At 56.7% G+C, this 15316-nt stretch carries 15 protein-coding genes; 9 read left to right on the forward strand and 6 right to left on the reverse strand.

Features of this window, described 5'->3' with window-relative positions:
• Window position 1 precedes the first annotated feature (1 nt).
• Window positions 2-1642: a methyl-accepting chemotaxis protein gene (locus GTP44_RS19365; protein ID WP_161020703.1), complete on the forward strand. Its 1641-nt coding sequence runs from the start codon at window positions 2-4 to the stop codon at window positions 1640-1642.
• Here GTP44_RS19365 and GTP44_RS19370 read toward each other — a convergent pair.
• Window positions 1605-1853 (reverse strand): DNA-3-methyladenine glycosylase, encoded by a 249-nt coding sequence (locus GTP44_RS19370; RefSeq protein ID WP_371867275.1) that lies wholly within the window; start codon window positions 1851-1853, stop codon window positions 1605-1607. The two genes, GTP44_RS19365 and GTP44_RS19370, sit on opposite strands and share 38 nt — an antisense overlap.
• Before the next feature lie 183 nt (window positions 1854-2036).
• Here GTP44_RS19370 and GTP44_RS19375 point away from each other — a divergent pair, with 183 nt between their 5' ends.
• From GTP44_RS19375 to GTP44_RS19385, 3 genes are all read left to right on the forward strand, one after another.
• The gene (locus GTP44_RS19375) at window positions 2037-2903 is read left to right on the forward strand and encodes an HDOD domain-containing protein (RefSeq protein ID WP_160989271.1); all 867 of its coding nucleotides are present in this window, start codon (window positions 2037-2039) and stop codon (window positions 2901-2903) included.
• Window positions 2904-2918: 15 nt separating this feature from the next.
• A complete protein-coding gene (locus tag GTP44_RS19380; RefSeq protein ID WP_161020704.1) occupies window positions 2919-4118 on the forward strand; it encodes a hypothetical protein in 1200 nt (399 codons plus the stop codon).
• A gap of 117 nt (window positions 4119-4235) precedes the next feature.
• Entirely contained in the window at window positions 4236-5456 is a 1221-nt protein-coding gene (locus GTP44_RS19385) for a tetratricopeptide repeat protein (RefSeq protein WP_161020705.1), read from the forward strand.
• Here GTP44_RS19385 and GTP44_RS19390 read toward each other — a convergent pair.
• Window positions 5450-5827, reverse strand: coding sequence for a homoserine dehydrogenase (locus GTP44_RS19390; protein ID WP_160989268.1), 378 nt, complete (start codon window positions 5825-5827; stop codon window positions 5450-5452). The two genes, GTP44_RS19385 and GTP44_RS19390, sit on opposite strands and share 7 nt — an antisense overlap.
• 264 nt (window positions 5828-6091) lie before the next feature.
• On the opposite strand from GTP44_RS19390, the gene GTP44_RS19395 reads away from it, so the two are divergent.
• On the forward strand, window positions 6092-7015 hold the full coding sequence (locus GTP44_RS19395; RefSeq protein ID WP_160989267.1) for an esterase/lipase family protein: 924 nt from the start codon (window positions 6092-6094) through the stop codon (window positions 7013-7015).
• Window positions 7016-7024: 9 nt separating this feature from the next.
• Window positions 7025-7960, forward strand: a complete 936-nt coding sequence (locus GTP44_RS19400; protein WP_161020706.1) for a lipase secretion chaperone — start codon at window positions 7025-7027, stop codon at window positions 7958-7960.
• Between the two features lie 218 nt (window positions 7961-8178).
• Here the strand turns inward: GTP44_RS19400 and GTP44_RS19405 are convergent, their stop codons facing one another.
• From GTP44_RS19405 to GTP44_RS19420, 4 genes are all read right to left on the reverse strand, one after another.
• Window positions 8179-8556: a DNA-deoxyinosine glycosylase gene (locus GTP44_RS19405; protein ID WP_371867276.1), complete on the reverse strand. Its 378-nt coding sequence runs from the start codon at window positions 8554-8556 to the stop codon at window positions 8179-8181.
• Between the two features lie 31 nt (window positions 8557-8587).
• Window positions 8588-9295: a DUF3800 domain-containing protein gene (locus GTP44_RS19410; RefSeq protein WP_161020707.1), complete on the reverse strand. Its 708-nt coding sequence runs from the start codon at window positions 9293-9295 to the stop codon at window positions 8588-8590.
• Window positions 9296-9498: 203 nt separating this feature from the next.
• Window positions 9499-11781: a DEAD/DEAH box helicase gene (locus tag GTP44_RS19415; protein WP_202424150.1), complete on the reverse strand. Its 2283-nt coding sequence runs from the start codon at window positions 11779-11781 to the stop codon at window positions 9499-9501.
• Between the two features lies 1 nt (window position 11782).
• Window positions 11783-12508 carry a hypothetical protein gene (locus GTP44_RS19420; protein WP_161020708.1) on the reverse strand — a complete coding sequence of 242 codons (726 nt, stop codon included), beginning with the start codon at window positions 12506-12508 and terminating at the stop codon, window positions 11783-11785.
• Between the two features lie 220 nt (window positions 12509-12728).
• On the opposite strand from GTP44_RS19420, the gene GTP44_RS19425 reads away from it, so the two are divergent.
• The 3 genes from GTP44_RS19425 to GTP44_RS19435 all read left to right on the forward strand — a co-directional run bounded on the left by GTP44_RS19425 (window position 12729) and on the right by GTP44_RS19435 (window position 15047).
• Window positions 12729-13331 carry a tyrosine-type recombinase/integrase gene (locus tag GTP44_RS19425; RefSeq protein ID WP_161020709.1) on the forward strand — a complete coding sequence of 201 codons (603 nt, stop codon included), beginning with the start codon at window positions 12729-12731 and terminating at the stop codon, window positions 13329-13331.
• 217 nt (window positions 13332-13548) lie between these two features.
• The gene (locus tag GTP44_RS19430; RefSeq protein WP_161020710.1) at window positions 13549-14028 is read left to right on the forward strand and encodes a hypothetical protein; all 480 of its coding nucleotides are present in this window, start codon (window positions 13549-13551) and stop codon (window positions 14026-14028) included.
• 140 nt (window positions 14029-14168) lie between these two features.
• The gene (locus GTP44_RS19435) at window positions 14169-15047 is read left to right on the forward strand and encodes a hypothetical protein (protein ID WP_161020711.1); all 879 of its coding nucleotides are present in this window, start codon (window positions 14169-14171) and stop codon (window positions 15045-15047) included.
• The last annotated feature ends 269 nt before the right edge of the window (window positions 15048-15316 follow it).

The raw sequence follows: 15316 nt of genomic DNA on the forward strand, positions 1-15316 counted from the left end.
CATGCTGAACCAACTGCGTATCGGTCCCAAACTGCTGCTCGCGCCGATGCTGGTGCTGATGCTGCTGATCGCCACCGCCGCCGCGGCCTATGTCGGCATGGTGCGCCAGAACGCCTCGCTGGAAAACCTGGTGCAGGTGCGCGCCGCCCGCCTCAAGACGGCGGCCGATGTCAGCGGCGAGGCGCGCTACGCCCACGCCCACATCTACCAGTTGCTGGCCTGGGTCAACGGCAGCTTCGCCCAATCGCGGCTGGACGCGCTGTCGCACGACATCAAGCACCGCCACGCCGATATCGCAACCCTGCTGCGCCAGCTGGACGACGCGGCCGCCCCCGCCGCCGAACGCCAGATCCTCAGCGGATCGCTGCAGGCGCTGGCCGCCTACCGCAAGGCGGTGCTGCAAACCATGGACATGGCGCAGATGGACCAGAGCATCGCCACCAACGCCATGGCCATCGCCGAAAAGCAGTTCCTGCTGCTGAACGACCAGCTGGCGCAACTCGCGGCGCTGGAAAAGCAGCTCAGCGAACAGGCCCACGCCCACGCCAAGGACGACTTCCACACACTGAACATCGGCATGATCGTCATGGTGCTGCTGTCCATCGTGCTGTCGCTGGGGGTGACGATGGCGGTGCGCGGCGCCATGCTGCGCGATATCCGCGCGATCGCCGAGGTGGTGGTGGCGCTGGCCGCCGGGCGCCTGCGCGCGGGCCAGGGCACCGCCGGCCGCGACGAAATCGCCGATACCGCGCGCATGCTGGACCAGACCATGGCCAACCTGACGCAAACGCTGACCACCATCCTCGGCGCGGTGCACTCGATCGACACCGCCGCGCGCGAAATCGCCACCGGCAATCTGGATCTGTCGAGCCGCACCGAAATGCAGGCCACCTCGCTGGAGCAAACCGCCAGCGCCATGAGCAGCCTGACGCAGGCGGTGCAGGCCAACGCCGTCAACGCGCGCCAGGCCTGCCAGCTGGCCGCCGGCGCCAGCGACCTGGCCGGGCTTGGCGGCGCCGCGATGCAGGATGCGGTGCACACCATGGCCACGATCCGCGCCAGCTCGCGCCAGATCGTCGACATCATCGCCGTCATCGACGGCATCTCCTTCCAGACCAACATTCTGGCGCTGAACGCCGCCGTCGAGGCGGCGCGCGCCGGCGAGCAGGGGCGCGGCTTCGCCGTCGTCGCCGCCGAAGTGCGCACGCTGGCGCAACGCTCGGCCGCCGCCGCGAAAGTGATCAAAACGCTGATCGCCGCCTCGGTCGCCACCATCGACCGCGGCAGCGCCTCGGTGCAGCAGGCCGGCGAGCGCATGGGCGGCATCGTCGCCGCCGTGCGGCAGGTCAACGACATCATCGGCCGCATCAGCGCCGCCAGCGCCGAGCAGGCGCAGGGCATCGCCGAAGTCAATCAGGCGGTCGGGCAGATGGATGATGTGACGCAGCAGAACGCCGCGCTGGTCGAGCAGGCAGCGGCGGCGGCCGCCAGCCTGCAGGACCAGGCCGGCCACCTGTCGCAGGCGGTGTCGGTGTTCAAGTTAGAGCCCGCGCATGGGCTTGCTCAAAAAGCGCGATCCGGCCTCGACGAAACGCCAAGGCAGCTCAACCGCCTTGGAAATGCCGATGCGCGGGCCGGCTAGCACCGTCACCGCGCGCGGGCGGCCCGAACATGGCGAAGTTGCGCGCCGTCTCGCCGCCGTAGCAATGCGAGGCCGGTTCCGCGCGGTCATACGCCTCGGTCTCCACAATGCGGCCGCCGACGCCGTTGACCAGCAGCGTCACGCCGATCAGTTGCGGCGCCACCTGGTGCGACGGCGCGCTGAAATCAATCCCTGCCAAAATCGTAGTCATGCGTCTATTCTAAATGCCAATCTGGACGGCACGATTACAAAATTCATGCCAAATAGTTATCATCTGCACGCAAATGAGAACAAAATACGCCGTGCCGCACAGAAAAACTTTACCAATCCGCGCCATCCCGCCCCTTATGCGGCGATAATCGAAGGTACGATTGCTTTTTGCGCTAAGAACACGATGACGACAGTAGCTGCCCAAGCCTTGCCAACAGAAAACGCGGTGGAAGACGCGCTGATGCGTTCCATCCGGATTCCCCCACGGCCGAGCCTGCTCGTCGACCTGCAGCGCGAACTGGCCCAGAGCGATCCGTCGCCGCGCCAGATCGCCCGCATCATCGCCAGCGACGTCGGCATGTCCGGCGCCCTGCTCAAGCTGGCCAACTCGCCGTTCTTCGGCGCCGCCCGCAAGGCCAAGTCGGTCGAGCAGGCGATCAATTTCCTCGGCATCAACCAGTGCGCGTCGCTGCTGACCGGGCTGCTGGCGCGCCAGGCCATCGACGGCAAGGAGTCCGACCTCACCACGTTCTGGGAAATCTCGTCGCGACGGGCCCAGGCACTGGTGTTCACCTCGCGCAAGCTGCGCGTGGCGCCGCCCGACATCGCCCACACCTTCGGCCTGTTCTGCGACATCGGCGTGCCGCTGCTGATGGACCGCTTCGCCGACTACGGCGACACCTACCAGCAGGCCTGCAACGACGCCAGCGGCATGTTCACCGCCATCGAGGACCGCCGCTACAGCACCAACCACGCCGCCATCGGCTGCCTGCTGGCGCGCAACTGGGGCCTGTCGCCGGACGTCTCCTGGGCCATCCTGCTGCACCACGATTACCGCGTGCTGGACGACGATGCCACCGACGACGCCATCCGCTCGCTGGTGGCGCTGTCGCTGCTGGCCGAGAAAGGCATCCAGCGCCTGCACAACGAACACAGTTCCTTCGAATGGGAAAAAGGCGGCGAAAGCGCCTGTCGCCATCTCGGCCTGACCGAGGATGAAACCGACGACCTGCTCGAAGAACTGAACGAAACCTTCTACACCGAACGATAAAGAACCAAGCCAAGCATGCCCAAGAATAAGCGCCCGGTAGCGCGCAAATCCGCCAACGCCCCGGAAGTCAAAGACGAGCAACAAACCACCGACCTGTGCGCGCTGGCGCTGGACCTGGCCGACGAATCGGCCAGCGGCGACATCGTCTCGGCCGCCACCCGCGCCGAGCTGGCGCAAAAACACATCGACTTCCAGCGCCTGCTGCGCCGCCTGCTGGCGCAAGGCAAGAACGAAGTGCTGTACGGCGCCATCGAGATGGCGCGCGACGAATCGCTGGATGGCTACCGTTACCTGCGCGCCGCCGTCGAGGAAGGCGCGGCTAACCTGATCCTGCGCCGCGAGAACGGGCTGGAGCTGGAAATCGACGCCTTCGCCATCCCGGTGTTCGTGCACAGCCAGGGCGGCCTCGATCCTGCCGCCGACTTCCAGGACAGCGACGCCTACGACGCCCTGCTGCACAGCTTCACCGAGGCCGGCCTCGAAAGCCCGAAAGCGCAGGTGGTGCTGGTCAGCCATGCCTACGACCTCGGCGAGATCGAACGCATCCACTACGGCCAGCTGCATGCGATGGTGCGCGAGGCCGCGCAATCGCTGACCGATAAAAAAATCGCCGCCGCGCCGGCGCTGGAACGCAGCCTGGCGGCCGGCTGGTCGCCAACCAGCTTCGGCGCAGACGACACCGCCGTCGAGCTGCGCTTCCTGCTGGGCTTCGCCCTCAAGCGCAGCGACGACGCCTTCTACAAGGTACCGGCCGGCGAGAAAGCCGCCGACGCCTACTTCGCCCAACGCGCCGAGCGCTACCAGAAGTGGACCGAGGATTACGCGCCGCTGGTGGCGCGCTGCCTCGGCCGCGCACGCGACGCCGCGCAGTCGGCCGGACCTGAGCTGACGCTGAACTTCCTCTACCAGGACCTGTTCTTCGGCGCCCGCGCCCAAGGCCAGTCCGAGCATGACATGCTGCACCTGTTGTCCACGCTGAACCAGGCGCTGGCCGGCCACGACCCGGCCCAGGTGCAAGCCGTGGTCGCCCCGTCGGAAGACGAGGACGACCCGCTGCTGCGGGTCCAACTGTCGCAGGGCGGCACGCCGCTGGCCGCCGCCGGCAAGCCGCTCGACCCGGCCGCCGATCTGGCACTGGCGCTGGAAGACCTGGCCGACGCCTTGAACAGCCTCGGCATCACCGACATATCGGTATCGGCGGACCCGCTTTCCTGAAAGCGATTTCTCGTTTGACAGTCCCCCTTTAGCCGAGGATACTTTCCAGAACGCGGAACGCAGATTCCGCTGCCTGGTGCGGCGCCGGCTTGTGCTCCGCAGCAAAGGGAGACAGCCATGCAATCATGGGCCCGTATCGTCTGTACGGCGCTGTGCGCCGCCGCCTTGCTCGGCGGCGGCGGCTGCGCCAGCCAAACACCGGTGCGCATAGCGCCGGCCCAGCAACTATTCCACGACCAGCTGTTTCAGCCGCCCGCCAAGCCGATCGACACCCGCCAGGTGTTCGCCATCAGCCCGGCGATGCGCGAGTACGTGCGGCATGAAATCGGCAACGCCTCGCCCGGCAGGGACCCGCGCCGCCTGCTGTTCGACGCCCTCTACCAGCGCGACAAACTGCAGCTCGATTACGACGCCGCCATCACCCGCAACGCCAGCGAAACCTTCGCCGCGCGCGCCGGCAACTGCCTGTCGCTGGCGATCATGACCGCCGCGCTGGCGCGTGAACTCAACATGCCGGTGGTGTTCCAGCAGATCGACGTCGACACCGTCTGGAGCCGCGCCGGCACGCTGTACTTCGCCGCCAACCACGTCAACCTGACGCTGGGCCGGCCGCGCAGCGACCGCAATCCCTACACCGTCTACGGCATGGACGATGCCAACGTGCTGACGGTGGACTTCGTCCCGGTGCCGCCCAAGGCGCGCGACGCCGCCAAACCGCTGGAAGAACACACGGTGCTGGCGATGTACCTGAACAACCGCGCCGCCGAACTGCTGTCCGTCGGCGAAGTCGACGACGCCTACTGGGCCGCGCGCCGGGCCGCCGAGGTCGATCCGCTGCTACTCAACGTCTACAACACGCTGGGCGTGATCTACCAGCAGCGTGGCAGCCAGGAAGCCGCCGAACAGGCGCTCCGCTACGCCCACGCGCAAGCGCCGGACAACACCATCTACCTGTCCAACCTGGCGCAGACGCTGGAGAACGAACACAAGCTGGACGAGGCGGCAGCGCTGCGCGCGCGGCTGGCGCAACTGGAACCCTACCCGCCCTTCTACTTCTTCAACCAGGGGCAGGAAGCGATGCAGGCCGGCGAGTACGCGCGCGCGCGCCGGCTGTTTGAACGGGAGCTGGAACGGGTGCCGGACTACCACGAATTTCACTTCTGGCTGGCGGTGGCGAACTACCACCTGGGCAATCTGCGCGCGGCCGACAACCACATGAAGCTGGCGATGCAGAACAGTACCACGCGCGGCACCCACGACCTGTACTCGGCCAAGCTGGACCGCCTGCGCGCCGACGAGGCGCGGCAGCGCGCCAGCCCGCCGCGCGCGGCTCAGTAACCGATGCTGCGGCCGGCGATCTCGGGCAGATCGTCGGTCGCCGTCAGCGAGCAGATCAGGCGAGCGATGGTTTCCGACGCCACCACCGTGTGGTGATTATCCTGCGCCATCAGCTTCTCGCGGATCTCGCGCCGCACCTCCGGCAGACCGGTCAGGTCGAACAGAATATCCACGCCGCTGCCCAGCGCGACGATCTCATCGAGCGTGGCGATGGTCAGGCCGGCGTCGATGGCCAACTGGCGGCCCGGCGTGTCGGACGCCTCCGCCACACCCACCACATTCACGCCGCGTCCGCTGCGCGCCAACAGATTGCCCAAGAACGCCGAGCCGATGCGGCCCAGGCCAATGATCGCGATTTTTTGATGATCCAACTGCTTCTCCTGTTGTCAGTACACCGCGACGAGCATCGCATGAACCCCAACAGCCGAGAAGACGCATGGATCAAGGTTTGAGCGAACGCTGACGCACAACCGGGCGGCAAGTTGCGCTTTACCAGTTTCGCCACGTTGCCGCAGCGCGTCATGCTTTCTTCGAGTAATGATGCTACATTCAATTACCGAGCACTTGCTTTCTTTTAGCTGGCGCCGGCGACTTCCAAGTTTCTCATTTCATAAAAAATAACTACTGGAGACAACATGAAGAATCGCATCTGGAAATACCTATCATCAATTGCCCTGCTCGCCATGACCGCCCTGCCCGCGCCGTCCTGGGCGGCCGGATACACCCAAACCAAGTACCCGATCGTGATGGTGCACGGCTTTTTGGGGTTCGACAGCGTTGGTCCCCTCGAGTACTTTTACGGCATCACCTCCGCCCTGCGCAGCGGCGGCGCCAATGTCTACGTGACGACCGTGTCGGCGGCCAACAGCACCGAGGTGCGCGGCGAACAGCTGCTGACCCAGGTCAAGCAAATCCTGGCGGTGACCGGCGCCGCCAAGGTCAACCTGATCGGCCATAGCCACGGCGGCCCGACCGCGCGCTACGTGGCCTCGGTCAGGCCGGACCTGGTGGCCTCGGTCACCAGTGTCGGCGGCGTCAACAAGGGCTCCAAGGTGGCAGATGTGCTGATGGACAACGCCCCCGGCGCCAGCACCGTGGTGCTCGGCGCGGTCGCAAATCTGATGAGCCTGGTGTCGAACAACGCCGGCCCCGACCGGCCGCAGGACAGCAAGGCGGCCATGCTGTCGCTCACCACCGCCGGCTCGCTGGCGTTCAACAGCCGCCACCCGGAAGGCGTGCCGCTGTCGGCCTGCGGCGAAGGCGCCTACCAGGAGCGCGGCGTCTACTACTTCTCGTGGAGCGGCGGCAAACAGATCACCAACGTGCTCGACCCGCTCGACGCGCCGCTCGCGCTGACGGCACAGGCCTTCAACGGCGAGAAGAACGATGGCCTGGTCGGCAGCTGCTCCAGCCATCTTGGCCGCGTGATCCGTGACGACTACGCGATGAACCACCTCGACGAGATCAACCAGACGGCCGGCCTCGTCAGCCTGTTCGAAACCAGTCCGGTAACGGTGTTCCGTCAGCAGGCCAACCGCCTGCAGGGACTGGGTCTGTAGGAGCGCGGCATGAGGTCCAACGTGAAGAGCGCCGGTGTCGGTGCCGCCGTCGTGCTGCTGGCTGGCTGCGTGCTGTATTTCAGCCGTGACGACACGCCGCCCCCGCCGGCACAGGTAAGCGCCCCCGGCTCCGGCCTCTTCGCGTTTGTGCCATCGATGGTGGGTACCCGCCCGGACGGCGAGCTCAAAACGCAGGCCGGCGACCAGTTGGTGGTCGACGCCGAGCTCGGACATTTGTTCGACTATTATCTGGCCGGGCTGGGCGAGCGGGATCTGGCCGCGATCCGCGCCGAGATCGAGCGGGAGCTCGATCGACGCCTCAAGCCGGGACCGGCGCGACAGGCGAAGCAACTGCTGTCCAGTTACCTGGCCTATAAACAAGCGCTGGCCGGTCTTGAGTCGACGCTGGCGCCGTCCGCCGACGTGGCGCAGTCGGCGCGCGCGAGACTGGCGGCCATGCGCGGTTTGCGTTCGGCGTATTTCACGCCCGAGCAAAGCGCGGGCCTGTTCGGCGCAGCCGATGCGGTGGACGACGACGCGGTGGCGCGGCTGGAGATCAGCGCCGACAAGACCCTGAGCGCGGAGCAGAAGCAGGCCAAGCTGGCGGAGCTGGACCGGCAAATGCCGGCGGCGTTGCGCGAAGCGCGCGAGGCGCCGGCCAAAATCATCCGAACGGAGGAATCGGTGGCACGGCTGCGGGCCGGCGGCGCGGGTGACAACGAGGTCTACCGCCTGCGCGCGGCGACGTTTTCGCCGGAGGCGGCCGCGCGTCTGGCCGACCTCGACCGCGACGAAGCGTCCTGGAAAGCCCGCGTCAGCGCCTATCTGGCGCAGCGCGCCACGTTGATGGCGCAACCGGCGCAACAAAGGGACGCCGCGCTACAGCAACTACGCGACGCCAGCTTCACGCCTGACGAACAGCGCCGCCTCGGCGCCTACGAATAAGCACGCGTCCATCCAGACAACGGCTGGCGGCATTGCAGAATGCCTCGTTGCAAGCTCGTCAGCGAAGCGTGAGCCGTGACGCGCCATGCACGAGCAGGCACTCCCACGATGTGGCAAGAAATTAAAAACCGGGGCGGTGACGCTCGAAATGGTCAACAAATTGCGGGATAAGCTTCCAGAATGACATGCCTGCTTGATATCAATCCTGGTGGCACGCGCTAACTCAATAACATTTTCCATTGCGCCAGCTTCTGCGCCAACGTCATCGAGGCGTGTGCCGGTGACGTGGAGGGCAGCACCAGCGTGCGATAGCCTTCGGCGGCGAACTGCGGTGCGAACTTGCCGGAGGTCTGGCCGTTGAAGCCGACCGTTTCCAGCAGCGGGCACAGTTCGCGCAGGCGGGCGAAGTCGTTGGCGGCGGGTTTGCGGATGGCGGAGTCGAGACTGCCTTCGCGTTCGCACGCGCCCAACACATCCCACAGGCCAAAGCCATGCGCGAGCAGGCGCGGCAAGCGCTCTTCATACGGCAAATCCGCCAGCGGCTCGCCGGTCAATGCCGACAAAATCGGCCACAGCAAATTGATGTTTTGGTTAATTTGACACCCATCCGAACCAATAAGTAGAGGGTTACTTCGGCCAGGTTTTGTACTTGCTAGGAAATAGATCTACATGCTCACGCTGTAGGAGTTCCAGGACTGCCCTATGGCGGTCTTCCTTAGAGCCTCGATGCCGATTGCGGTACTGGCAGAGCCATACATACACGTCGGCGAGTTGTAGGAATCGACTAAGGTGAGATTGAGTGAAGTGAACAGAGTCCACCATATTCGTGATTTGTTTTCCAAACGCGAAATCTGTTCCTTCGATTCGGTAACGAGAAAGGCTCTGCCCAAACCTGTCAGCATGCCTGTCGCTTTCACGGTCCCCGATCAGCATGCCAAGGGCTGATTTACTCCGCATCAGAGAACTCGTGCGCTCAACCATAAACATAAAAGCGATATCCTCAGGGGATTGTTCTGCATGGAGGTTTGCGCAGTTGATCTGTATGTCGATTAGCTCTACTTCCCCTAAAGAAAGGATATCGATGAATTCCCCTATCAACGAGATACGGCGTCCCACGTCAGTCCATTCCTTGAAATTTTTTTTCCTGTGGTAAATCTCAGCAGCATGAAATTCTGTTGCGGCGCTTAACTGTGCCGTGCCAAATGCTTGCGATGAAAGTTCATTTACCCGCTGTTCGATAGACGCCAAATTTTCTTCTTTGATGCCGATCGCAGCGAGATGGTAGTGGGGATAGTCCGGGTCGTTCTTTGCTTCATCAAAGAAGATAAGATACATTGGCTAAACGTTTCATCAATATTTTTTAAAATACCGCAGACCACCGAACGCAAATCCACCGATGGAGTGCAAACCAGTTGCTTTACCCCCACATCAAATTCGTCGATTCGAGGAGAAGCATCACTTACCTGATGAGCCTGCCTTGGACAACCAGGCGACCAAAGCAAAAAAAGCTTCGTCCCCACTTTCCGCCGTAATAAGTGCTAAGGTAGGTACCATTCAACAATTTCTTGAATATGATTAGGTGCTTGCTTAACATTTGGAGAGAAAACTATCTCTCTCTCATTTATTCTTAAAATATACGGCGCTATTTCAGCCACGATTTCCGGAGCGAATCCGTATCGCATTAATAACATGTAGGTGTCATTATTCGTCCCAAACCTTAACAACTCCAACATTTTTAGCGATCTAACGTCCTTACTTTTCTCCCCGTATATTTTGAATGCAGCAGAAAAAACGTCCGAAAGAGAAAACGAGATCACTTGATCCATATAATCATAAGTATCGAATACAATCGCGTCATAGCTAACATCTTTTGCCAAAGTGTTCGTAAAAAATGGATATTTTTTCTTTATTGAACTATCGGGTAATTTTTCAGCCTTCTGCGAGAATTTAGCACCTCCCGTTCTATTTCCATCCCTATTTGAAATATAGCTAAACCTTTGACCAACTATCTCACGAAAAGTTTTACCACCAAGAGTCAACAACAATATTCTAATAGCCTGTTCAAATATCGCCCCCTCACCATCATAAAGTTCTCTGCCAAGTGATGCTTCAAATATCATTTTAAAATCAGAAATCAAAACTAAGCGATTCGGCTCGTTATCCTTTCCGACTACCGTATCTGATATATTTTCCGTTAGATAAACAACGTCCAAAATACGCAGACATGCAGAAAATATCGGGTCCTCCGATAAACGACCAATCTTCGATCTTGGCAGATTGTGCTCATCATCAAAAGTATCATCCCTTATTGAGTCTACTAACTCCTGGCTATCATCTTGCACCTCAGTCGGCAACTTATCTACCACAGATATTTCCGACAACTCGAATGTCTCGTTAATTCTTTGTGAAAATAGGTCTGCGCTTTTAGTATAAACGTATCCGTAGTCAAATTTTTTCTTCTCGGATAGACGTCCAGCCCGGCCAATTAGATTCTTAAAAGCAAGTGCACGTTCGGCTTCAGTTTTACCAATGATACGCATGCTCTCCAGCCACACAATATCAAATGGCATGTTGATGCCTTGAGCCAAGGTACTAGTCGCAAAGCAAATTCTCGCATGCCCCTGTCGAATAAAATCCTCTATCAAAAATCTTACATCTAAGGGGACAGAGCCATGATGAATAACAACACCCTTTTTAAGCAGCATGACCATTGCCGACCGGTGTTCCTTTTCGTCGGCACCCAGCATTTGCTCGATTGTACTGATCATTTCGAGGGCGTCGGCATCTACAACTGCCGGAAATCCATCTATGTAATCCTGAAAAGGAGCAACGAATTTCCCATTGTAAATCGATGCCTTTGAGACATAAATTAATATTGAATGCTTATTCGTAAATGCAAACTTCTCGAATCCGCCGTCAAATTTTATACAATTATCCAGCAAGTACCCACCTTCGCCAAAGGGGGAGAAGTAGAAATCCTTTTTGTTTGCATGACGAAAAATACATATCTTTCCTACAGCTCCATGATTATAGGAACGGGCATATTTAGATTCTTCAATGCCATGTTTTTTGAATTGGGCTTCAGGGTTTTCGACAAAAGGATGTGCAAAAATTAATTTTGCTAAAGGAAATAATTTTCTTACCCTACGAACCAGAACGTCAAATACAACACCTCGCTGTGGCTCTTCGGACATTTGAGCTTCATCGAAGAAAAAAACGTCTACGTTTAGTTCTGCCTTTATCAAAAATAACTCACGGGCACGCTCAGGCGTTAGCACAAATATATGACGTAACTTGCGTTTTTTGAATACGTCATCCACAAATGCAGACACCATGACGCCTTTATCTACGCCGAACACAGCTCTCATAGTATTGATATACTCAGCTATCAATGCACGAGATGGAACCACAACAACTGCATCACCAGTTTGTTGAGCAATGAAATCTCGTATGGAAAATGATTTCCCCGCACTTGTGGGTGCAGAAATTGAGATAAATTGGTTTTCTTCTAGGGCCCAGCGTACACTCGCCTGAACAGGGGTTAAGGTTTTACCAAAAGCTTCTTTATACTCATCCCCAATTCCTGATAGGATGAAAGAGTATAGATTTTTTGGCGTTGAGACCTTATAAAAAAGCCCCATAGAGGATATAATTTTCTCTTCTATTTTTGAAAATATTTCTCCATGAAACTCTTTATACAATGATACCAACTGTAAAATCTCTGAACTATTAGGCCCGTTCTTATGGATCAGAGCAAGTAGCCCCGAGATGTCTCGGTGAGGATCTGCCGAGTTCTTTACCTGCTCAACTGAGAACATCATATTAACGAACTCCTACCAAGTAGAAATTCTTAATCTTTTTTACCTTCATCATTTCTTGTGCGGCTAAGAAGGCATTCGCCAGTATTAGTTCTGGTTTTTGCGCATTAACAGAAAATGCAGCAATAACACCAAAGTCGTCTTTATCCAGGTAGGACATAGATTGTTTATCAACCAAATTTTCTAGGTCGGGAGCGTCCCTCAAATGCTTATCGTCATTGAGGAAGTCTTGAGCCTGACTTATAGCATCGGTATACGGGTTCGCCGAGCTGGAATATTTCGCTTCGCCGAAATTGATGAATTTCTCAAGGCATGTCGTATGAAAATCGAAGCCACCATTTTGGCTGATTTGTGGTTTCCATAATTCTGCGAGAGGAATTCTCAAGTGTGTGAAGAGCATTTCTAAAGCACGAGACGAACCCATTGACACCATAGTTTCACCGAAATCCGACTCTACATTTCCCCCACTGGCTGTTTTATTGAATGTATTGACTAGCTTTGCCGCCGTTTGACTGACAGTTTTACTATAGGCGCGCCGGTACCTATCGTCCAAATTAGTTATCCATGAGTTATCAAGAACCACCTCCACAAGTGCCGTGGCGAAGGCATGAAGATCCTTCACCTCTACGAAGCATAGTTTTATATTTTTGTCGGCAGCAGAGCTAGTGACATGCTGGTATGTGCAGCCCCATACAGCGTCATCTTGAGGTGGTGAGAAAGTGATTTTCATTGTACAGCCCGACAAAGTAACCAACATTTCCGATAAGCATGACCCAGAATCACTAAATTGTCTAGCTACCAACGTAGTGTTCTAAAAATAGTCATGTTTACAAATTGCATTTGTAAAACATTCCTAATGGATTCAATCACTTAAAGCATTCACAACGATCTGTGTACACCCAATGTGTTGCAATTTAAATTAGCAATACTTTTAACACATTGGAGATTGAATGACTTCCGAAAAGAAAGCTCCGGTCCTGTCAGTGCAGGAATTCCGCCAGGTAGTTGCCGCTAGTCGGACGCACGACAACGCCAACAGAAATGTTGCCCTGCTCTACTTTTCCGTCGCTTTAGGCCTGCGAGCTAAAGAACTCAGCCAGCTAAAGCTGCAAGACGTTCTGGCCCCGAACGGCACCATCAAGGACGAAGTGCTGCTGACTCGCAGCACGACCAAGGGGCGCAAACAGCGCCTCATCTACCTGACGAACAAGGACGTGCGCAAGGCATTGACCGCATACCTAAAAGAGCGGGGTCAAAACGGCACCAGCCTAAACCCAGGTGCTCCACTGTTCAAGTCGAGGAAAGGCAGCGGCTTCAGCCCCAACACCATGCAAATGCTGTTTAAGCGAATGTATATCTGGGCTGGTCTGGATCAGGCGTCGAGCCATTCGGGCAGGCGCACATTTGCGACCTCATTGATCGAGCATGGCGCTGACATCAAGGCCGTGTCAACGCTAATGGGTCATGCATCAGTTGCGATGACGGCACGCTACATTGAGGACAACCCTGTCCGACTGCGCCGGATGTGCGAAGACGTTCAGTTAGGAATTTAGGCTAAAGGCGCCAAGACAAAAGAATTTTACATGGTTTATATAACCATCTGCAAAATTATAGAACCATAAAAATAATTTTTTCAATCGTTTATTTTAAAAACACTACATTTAGTTCTGACTCTCAAAGGTCGACTAAGAAATCGAGTTTTTGTTGAGCGATCTTTCTGGCACGATGCTTCCCATCCCGTTTGTTTAACTTGAAAAGGAAGAATTCCTGATGGACACTGCTCGCTCCTACGAAACGCATATCGAATGTAACCAGTGCACCTTTGCTCAAGCAGCGCTGCTACCTCTCAACCCTATGCTGCATCCCGTTCTGACGATTCGGCATCAGAACCCATTCCGTGGACTCACGTTAACCGGAAAAATCGATGGCTTAGCACGATGGTACGAAGTGGAGGAAACGTTGAACCACGATGGGGCTTGGCCGGGCAATGGTATCAAAGTCGATCTCATGGAAATAATCTACTTGTACCTAACTCGTGTCTACCATGTTCGGCGCTCCGAGGAGAACTTCGAGCAGTTCCTTAATGAGGCAATCAACAACGACGTGGAGCCGATCATCAATTTCGACATCGAAAAAGTAGCCATAGTATTGAGTCCACGTGATTGCCAGCGTGTCCTTACGGCGATTGGCGCTTTGAACGGTGATTACGACTCGGGCCGAGCGGCAGAGCCGATCTTCCCTCTCAAATAAAAGCGCTAAAAAAAGGCGGCACAGTGCCGCCTTTTTTAGCGCAAGAAGTGAACATCATTATGCTCTTTGCTTGCCGCCTGTATTCATTACTCATCTCTCATCACTTCATCAACCTGTAATCACCGTTCTTACAGACACACATGCGCACCTTACCGGCCGACCACGACGACAGCGAAGCACCAGCACGCCTTCCACCTGATGACTACTGCGAGGGCGCAGCGGACTTCTTCGACCTTGACCATAAAATGGTCAGCAGCAGCGAACGTGCTAGCACTCTTAAACAGCTTGCCGGTGAGATCGACCAATGGAAGAAATCACGCACCTACTTCGGCAAGCCATCGCCGGATTCGCTCGTTCTTGTTATGCCAGAGGGCTATGGCAAAAGCCACCTGGTGATCGACCTCATCAAGCGGGGCTTCAAAGTCGTGTTCTGCGCTAAATCGCACGCCCAGCTTGACGAAAAAGAATTTGGCTTCCGACATCAATACGACTTGAACGTCAAACGCTTCAGGTCGAAGCGTCAGAATTTCCGCTCGCAGTTGGAGCTTTTAGGAATTCCACCAAACGATTTCAAATTCGCCGAAACAGCCACGATCAATCCTTACGCCATGCCTAAGGTTAAACAGCAAGAATCGATTCGTGCACTCGATGATCTTTTCGTGAAGCATTCTTGCGCACATAATGCTGAGGACTTTTTCCAGGAGCACTACGTCGAATTTGTCCCTGACATCATGAACCCGCTTCTGAACGATGCTGACGTAACCCTCATCACGTTTGCATCCTTTCAGGCTGTCACCGCAATTTACAAGACGAGCTGGTGGAAAGGGCTCGGTCTCATCGAGAAAATAATCCCCGCCAACGAAGATACAGGCAAACCAGAGAAGAAAATTCCCTTCAAAAAAATTGCCATCATCTACGATGATCCTGACAGGTCAGACGTTGATTGGTTGCGTCAAATCACTCAGGAAGAACTAGAGAAATTAAAAGAGATCAATGATCGTCTATCAGCCATTTGTTAGGTAAGGCATCAACAAGCTCTTGGAGCAAAGTTGAATCTGGGGACACGCCGCTAACGCTCGAACATCTGTTGACTGCTTGTACTGCTTGCCAAGTCTGGCCCTCAGAATTTTTTAAAACGGTTCAGGATTACACGGCACTGCTTGGAGCTAATGTCAAATCTGGTGTATGCCAATCCTGAAGCGTAGGGCCATCAGGCGGCGAGTTTCTGTTGTTCCGGCGGATTGTCCTGCGCCGGAAGTCCATCTTTAAACAGCACGCCAGCCAGCAG

Origin of the sequence: Duganella lactea, from assembly GCF_009857505.1 — a bacterium.
Classification (GTDB): Bacteria; Pseudomonadota; Gammaproteobacteria; order Burkholderiales; family Burkholderiaceae_D; genus Rugamonas; species Rugamonas lactea.

What these genes read in the sequence shown, in the direction of transcription:
- GTP44_RS19375 (WP_160989271.1), top strand. Translation starts at nt 2,037, where the DNA reads ATGACGACAGTAGCTGCCCAAGCCTTGCCAACAGAAAACGCGGTGGAA.
- GTP44_RS19425 (WP_161020709.1), top strand. Translation starts at nt 12,729, where the DNA reads ATGACTTCCGAAAAGAAAGCTCCGGTCCTGTCAGTGCAGGAATTCCGC.
- GTP44_RS19365 (WP_161020703.1), top strand. Translation starts at nt 2, where the DNA reads ATGCTGAACCAACTGCGTATCGGTCCCAAACTGCTGCTCGCGCCGATG.
- GTP44_RS19410 (WP_161020707.1), bottom strand. Translation starts at nt 9,295, where the DNA reads ATGTATCTTATCTTCTTTGATGAAGCAAAGAACGACCCGGACTATCCC.
- GTP44_RS19385 (WP_161020705.1), top strand. Translation starts at nt 4,236, where the DNA reads ATGCAATCATGGGCCCGTATCGTCTGTACGGCGCTGTGCGCCGCCGCC.
- GTP44_RS19415 (WP_202424150.1), bottom strand. Translation starts at nt 11,781, where the DNA reads ATGATGTTCTCAGTTGAGCAGGTAAAGAACTCGGCAGATCCTCACCGA.
- GTP44_RS19395 (WP_160989267.1), top strand. Translation starts at nt 6,092, where the DNA reads ATGAAGAATCGCATCTGGAAATACCTATCATCAATTGCCCTGCTCGCC.
- GTP44_RS19420 (WP_161020708.1), bottom strand. Translation starts at nt 12,508, where the DNA reads ATGAAAATCACTTTCTCACCACCTCAAGATGACGCTGTATGGGGCTGC.
- GTP44_RS19400 (WP_161020706.1), top strand. Translation starts at nt 7,025, where the DNA reads ATGAGGTCCAACGTGAAGAGCGCCGGTGTCGGTGCCGCCGTCGTGCTG.
- GTP44_RS19380 (WP_161020704.1), top strand. Translation starts at nt 2,919, where the DNA reads ATGCCCAAGAATAAGCGCCCGGTAGCGCGCAAATCCGCCAACGCCCCG.
- GTP44_RS19370 (WP_371867275.1), bottom strand. Translation starts at nt 1,853, where the DNA reads ATGACTACGATTTTGGCAGGGATTGATTTCAGCGCGCCGTCGCACCAG.
- GTP44_RS19435 (WP_161020711.1), top strand. Translation starts at nt 14,169, where the DNA reads ATGCGCACCTTACCGGCCGACCACGACGACAGCGAAGCACCAGCACGC.
- GTP44_RS19430 (WP_161020710.1), top strand. Translation starts at nt 13,549, where the DNA reads ATGGACACTGCTCGCTCCTACGAAACGCATATCGAATGTAACCAGTGC.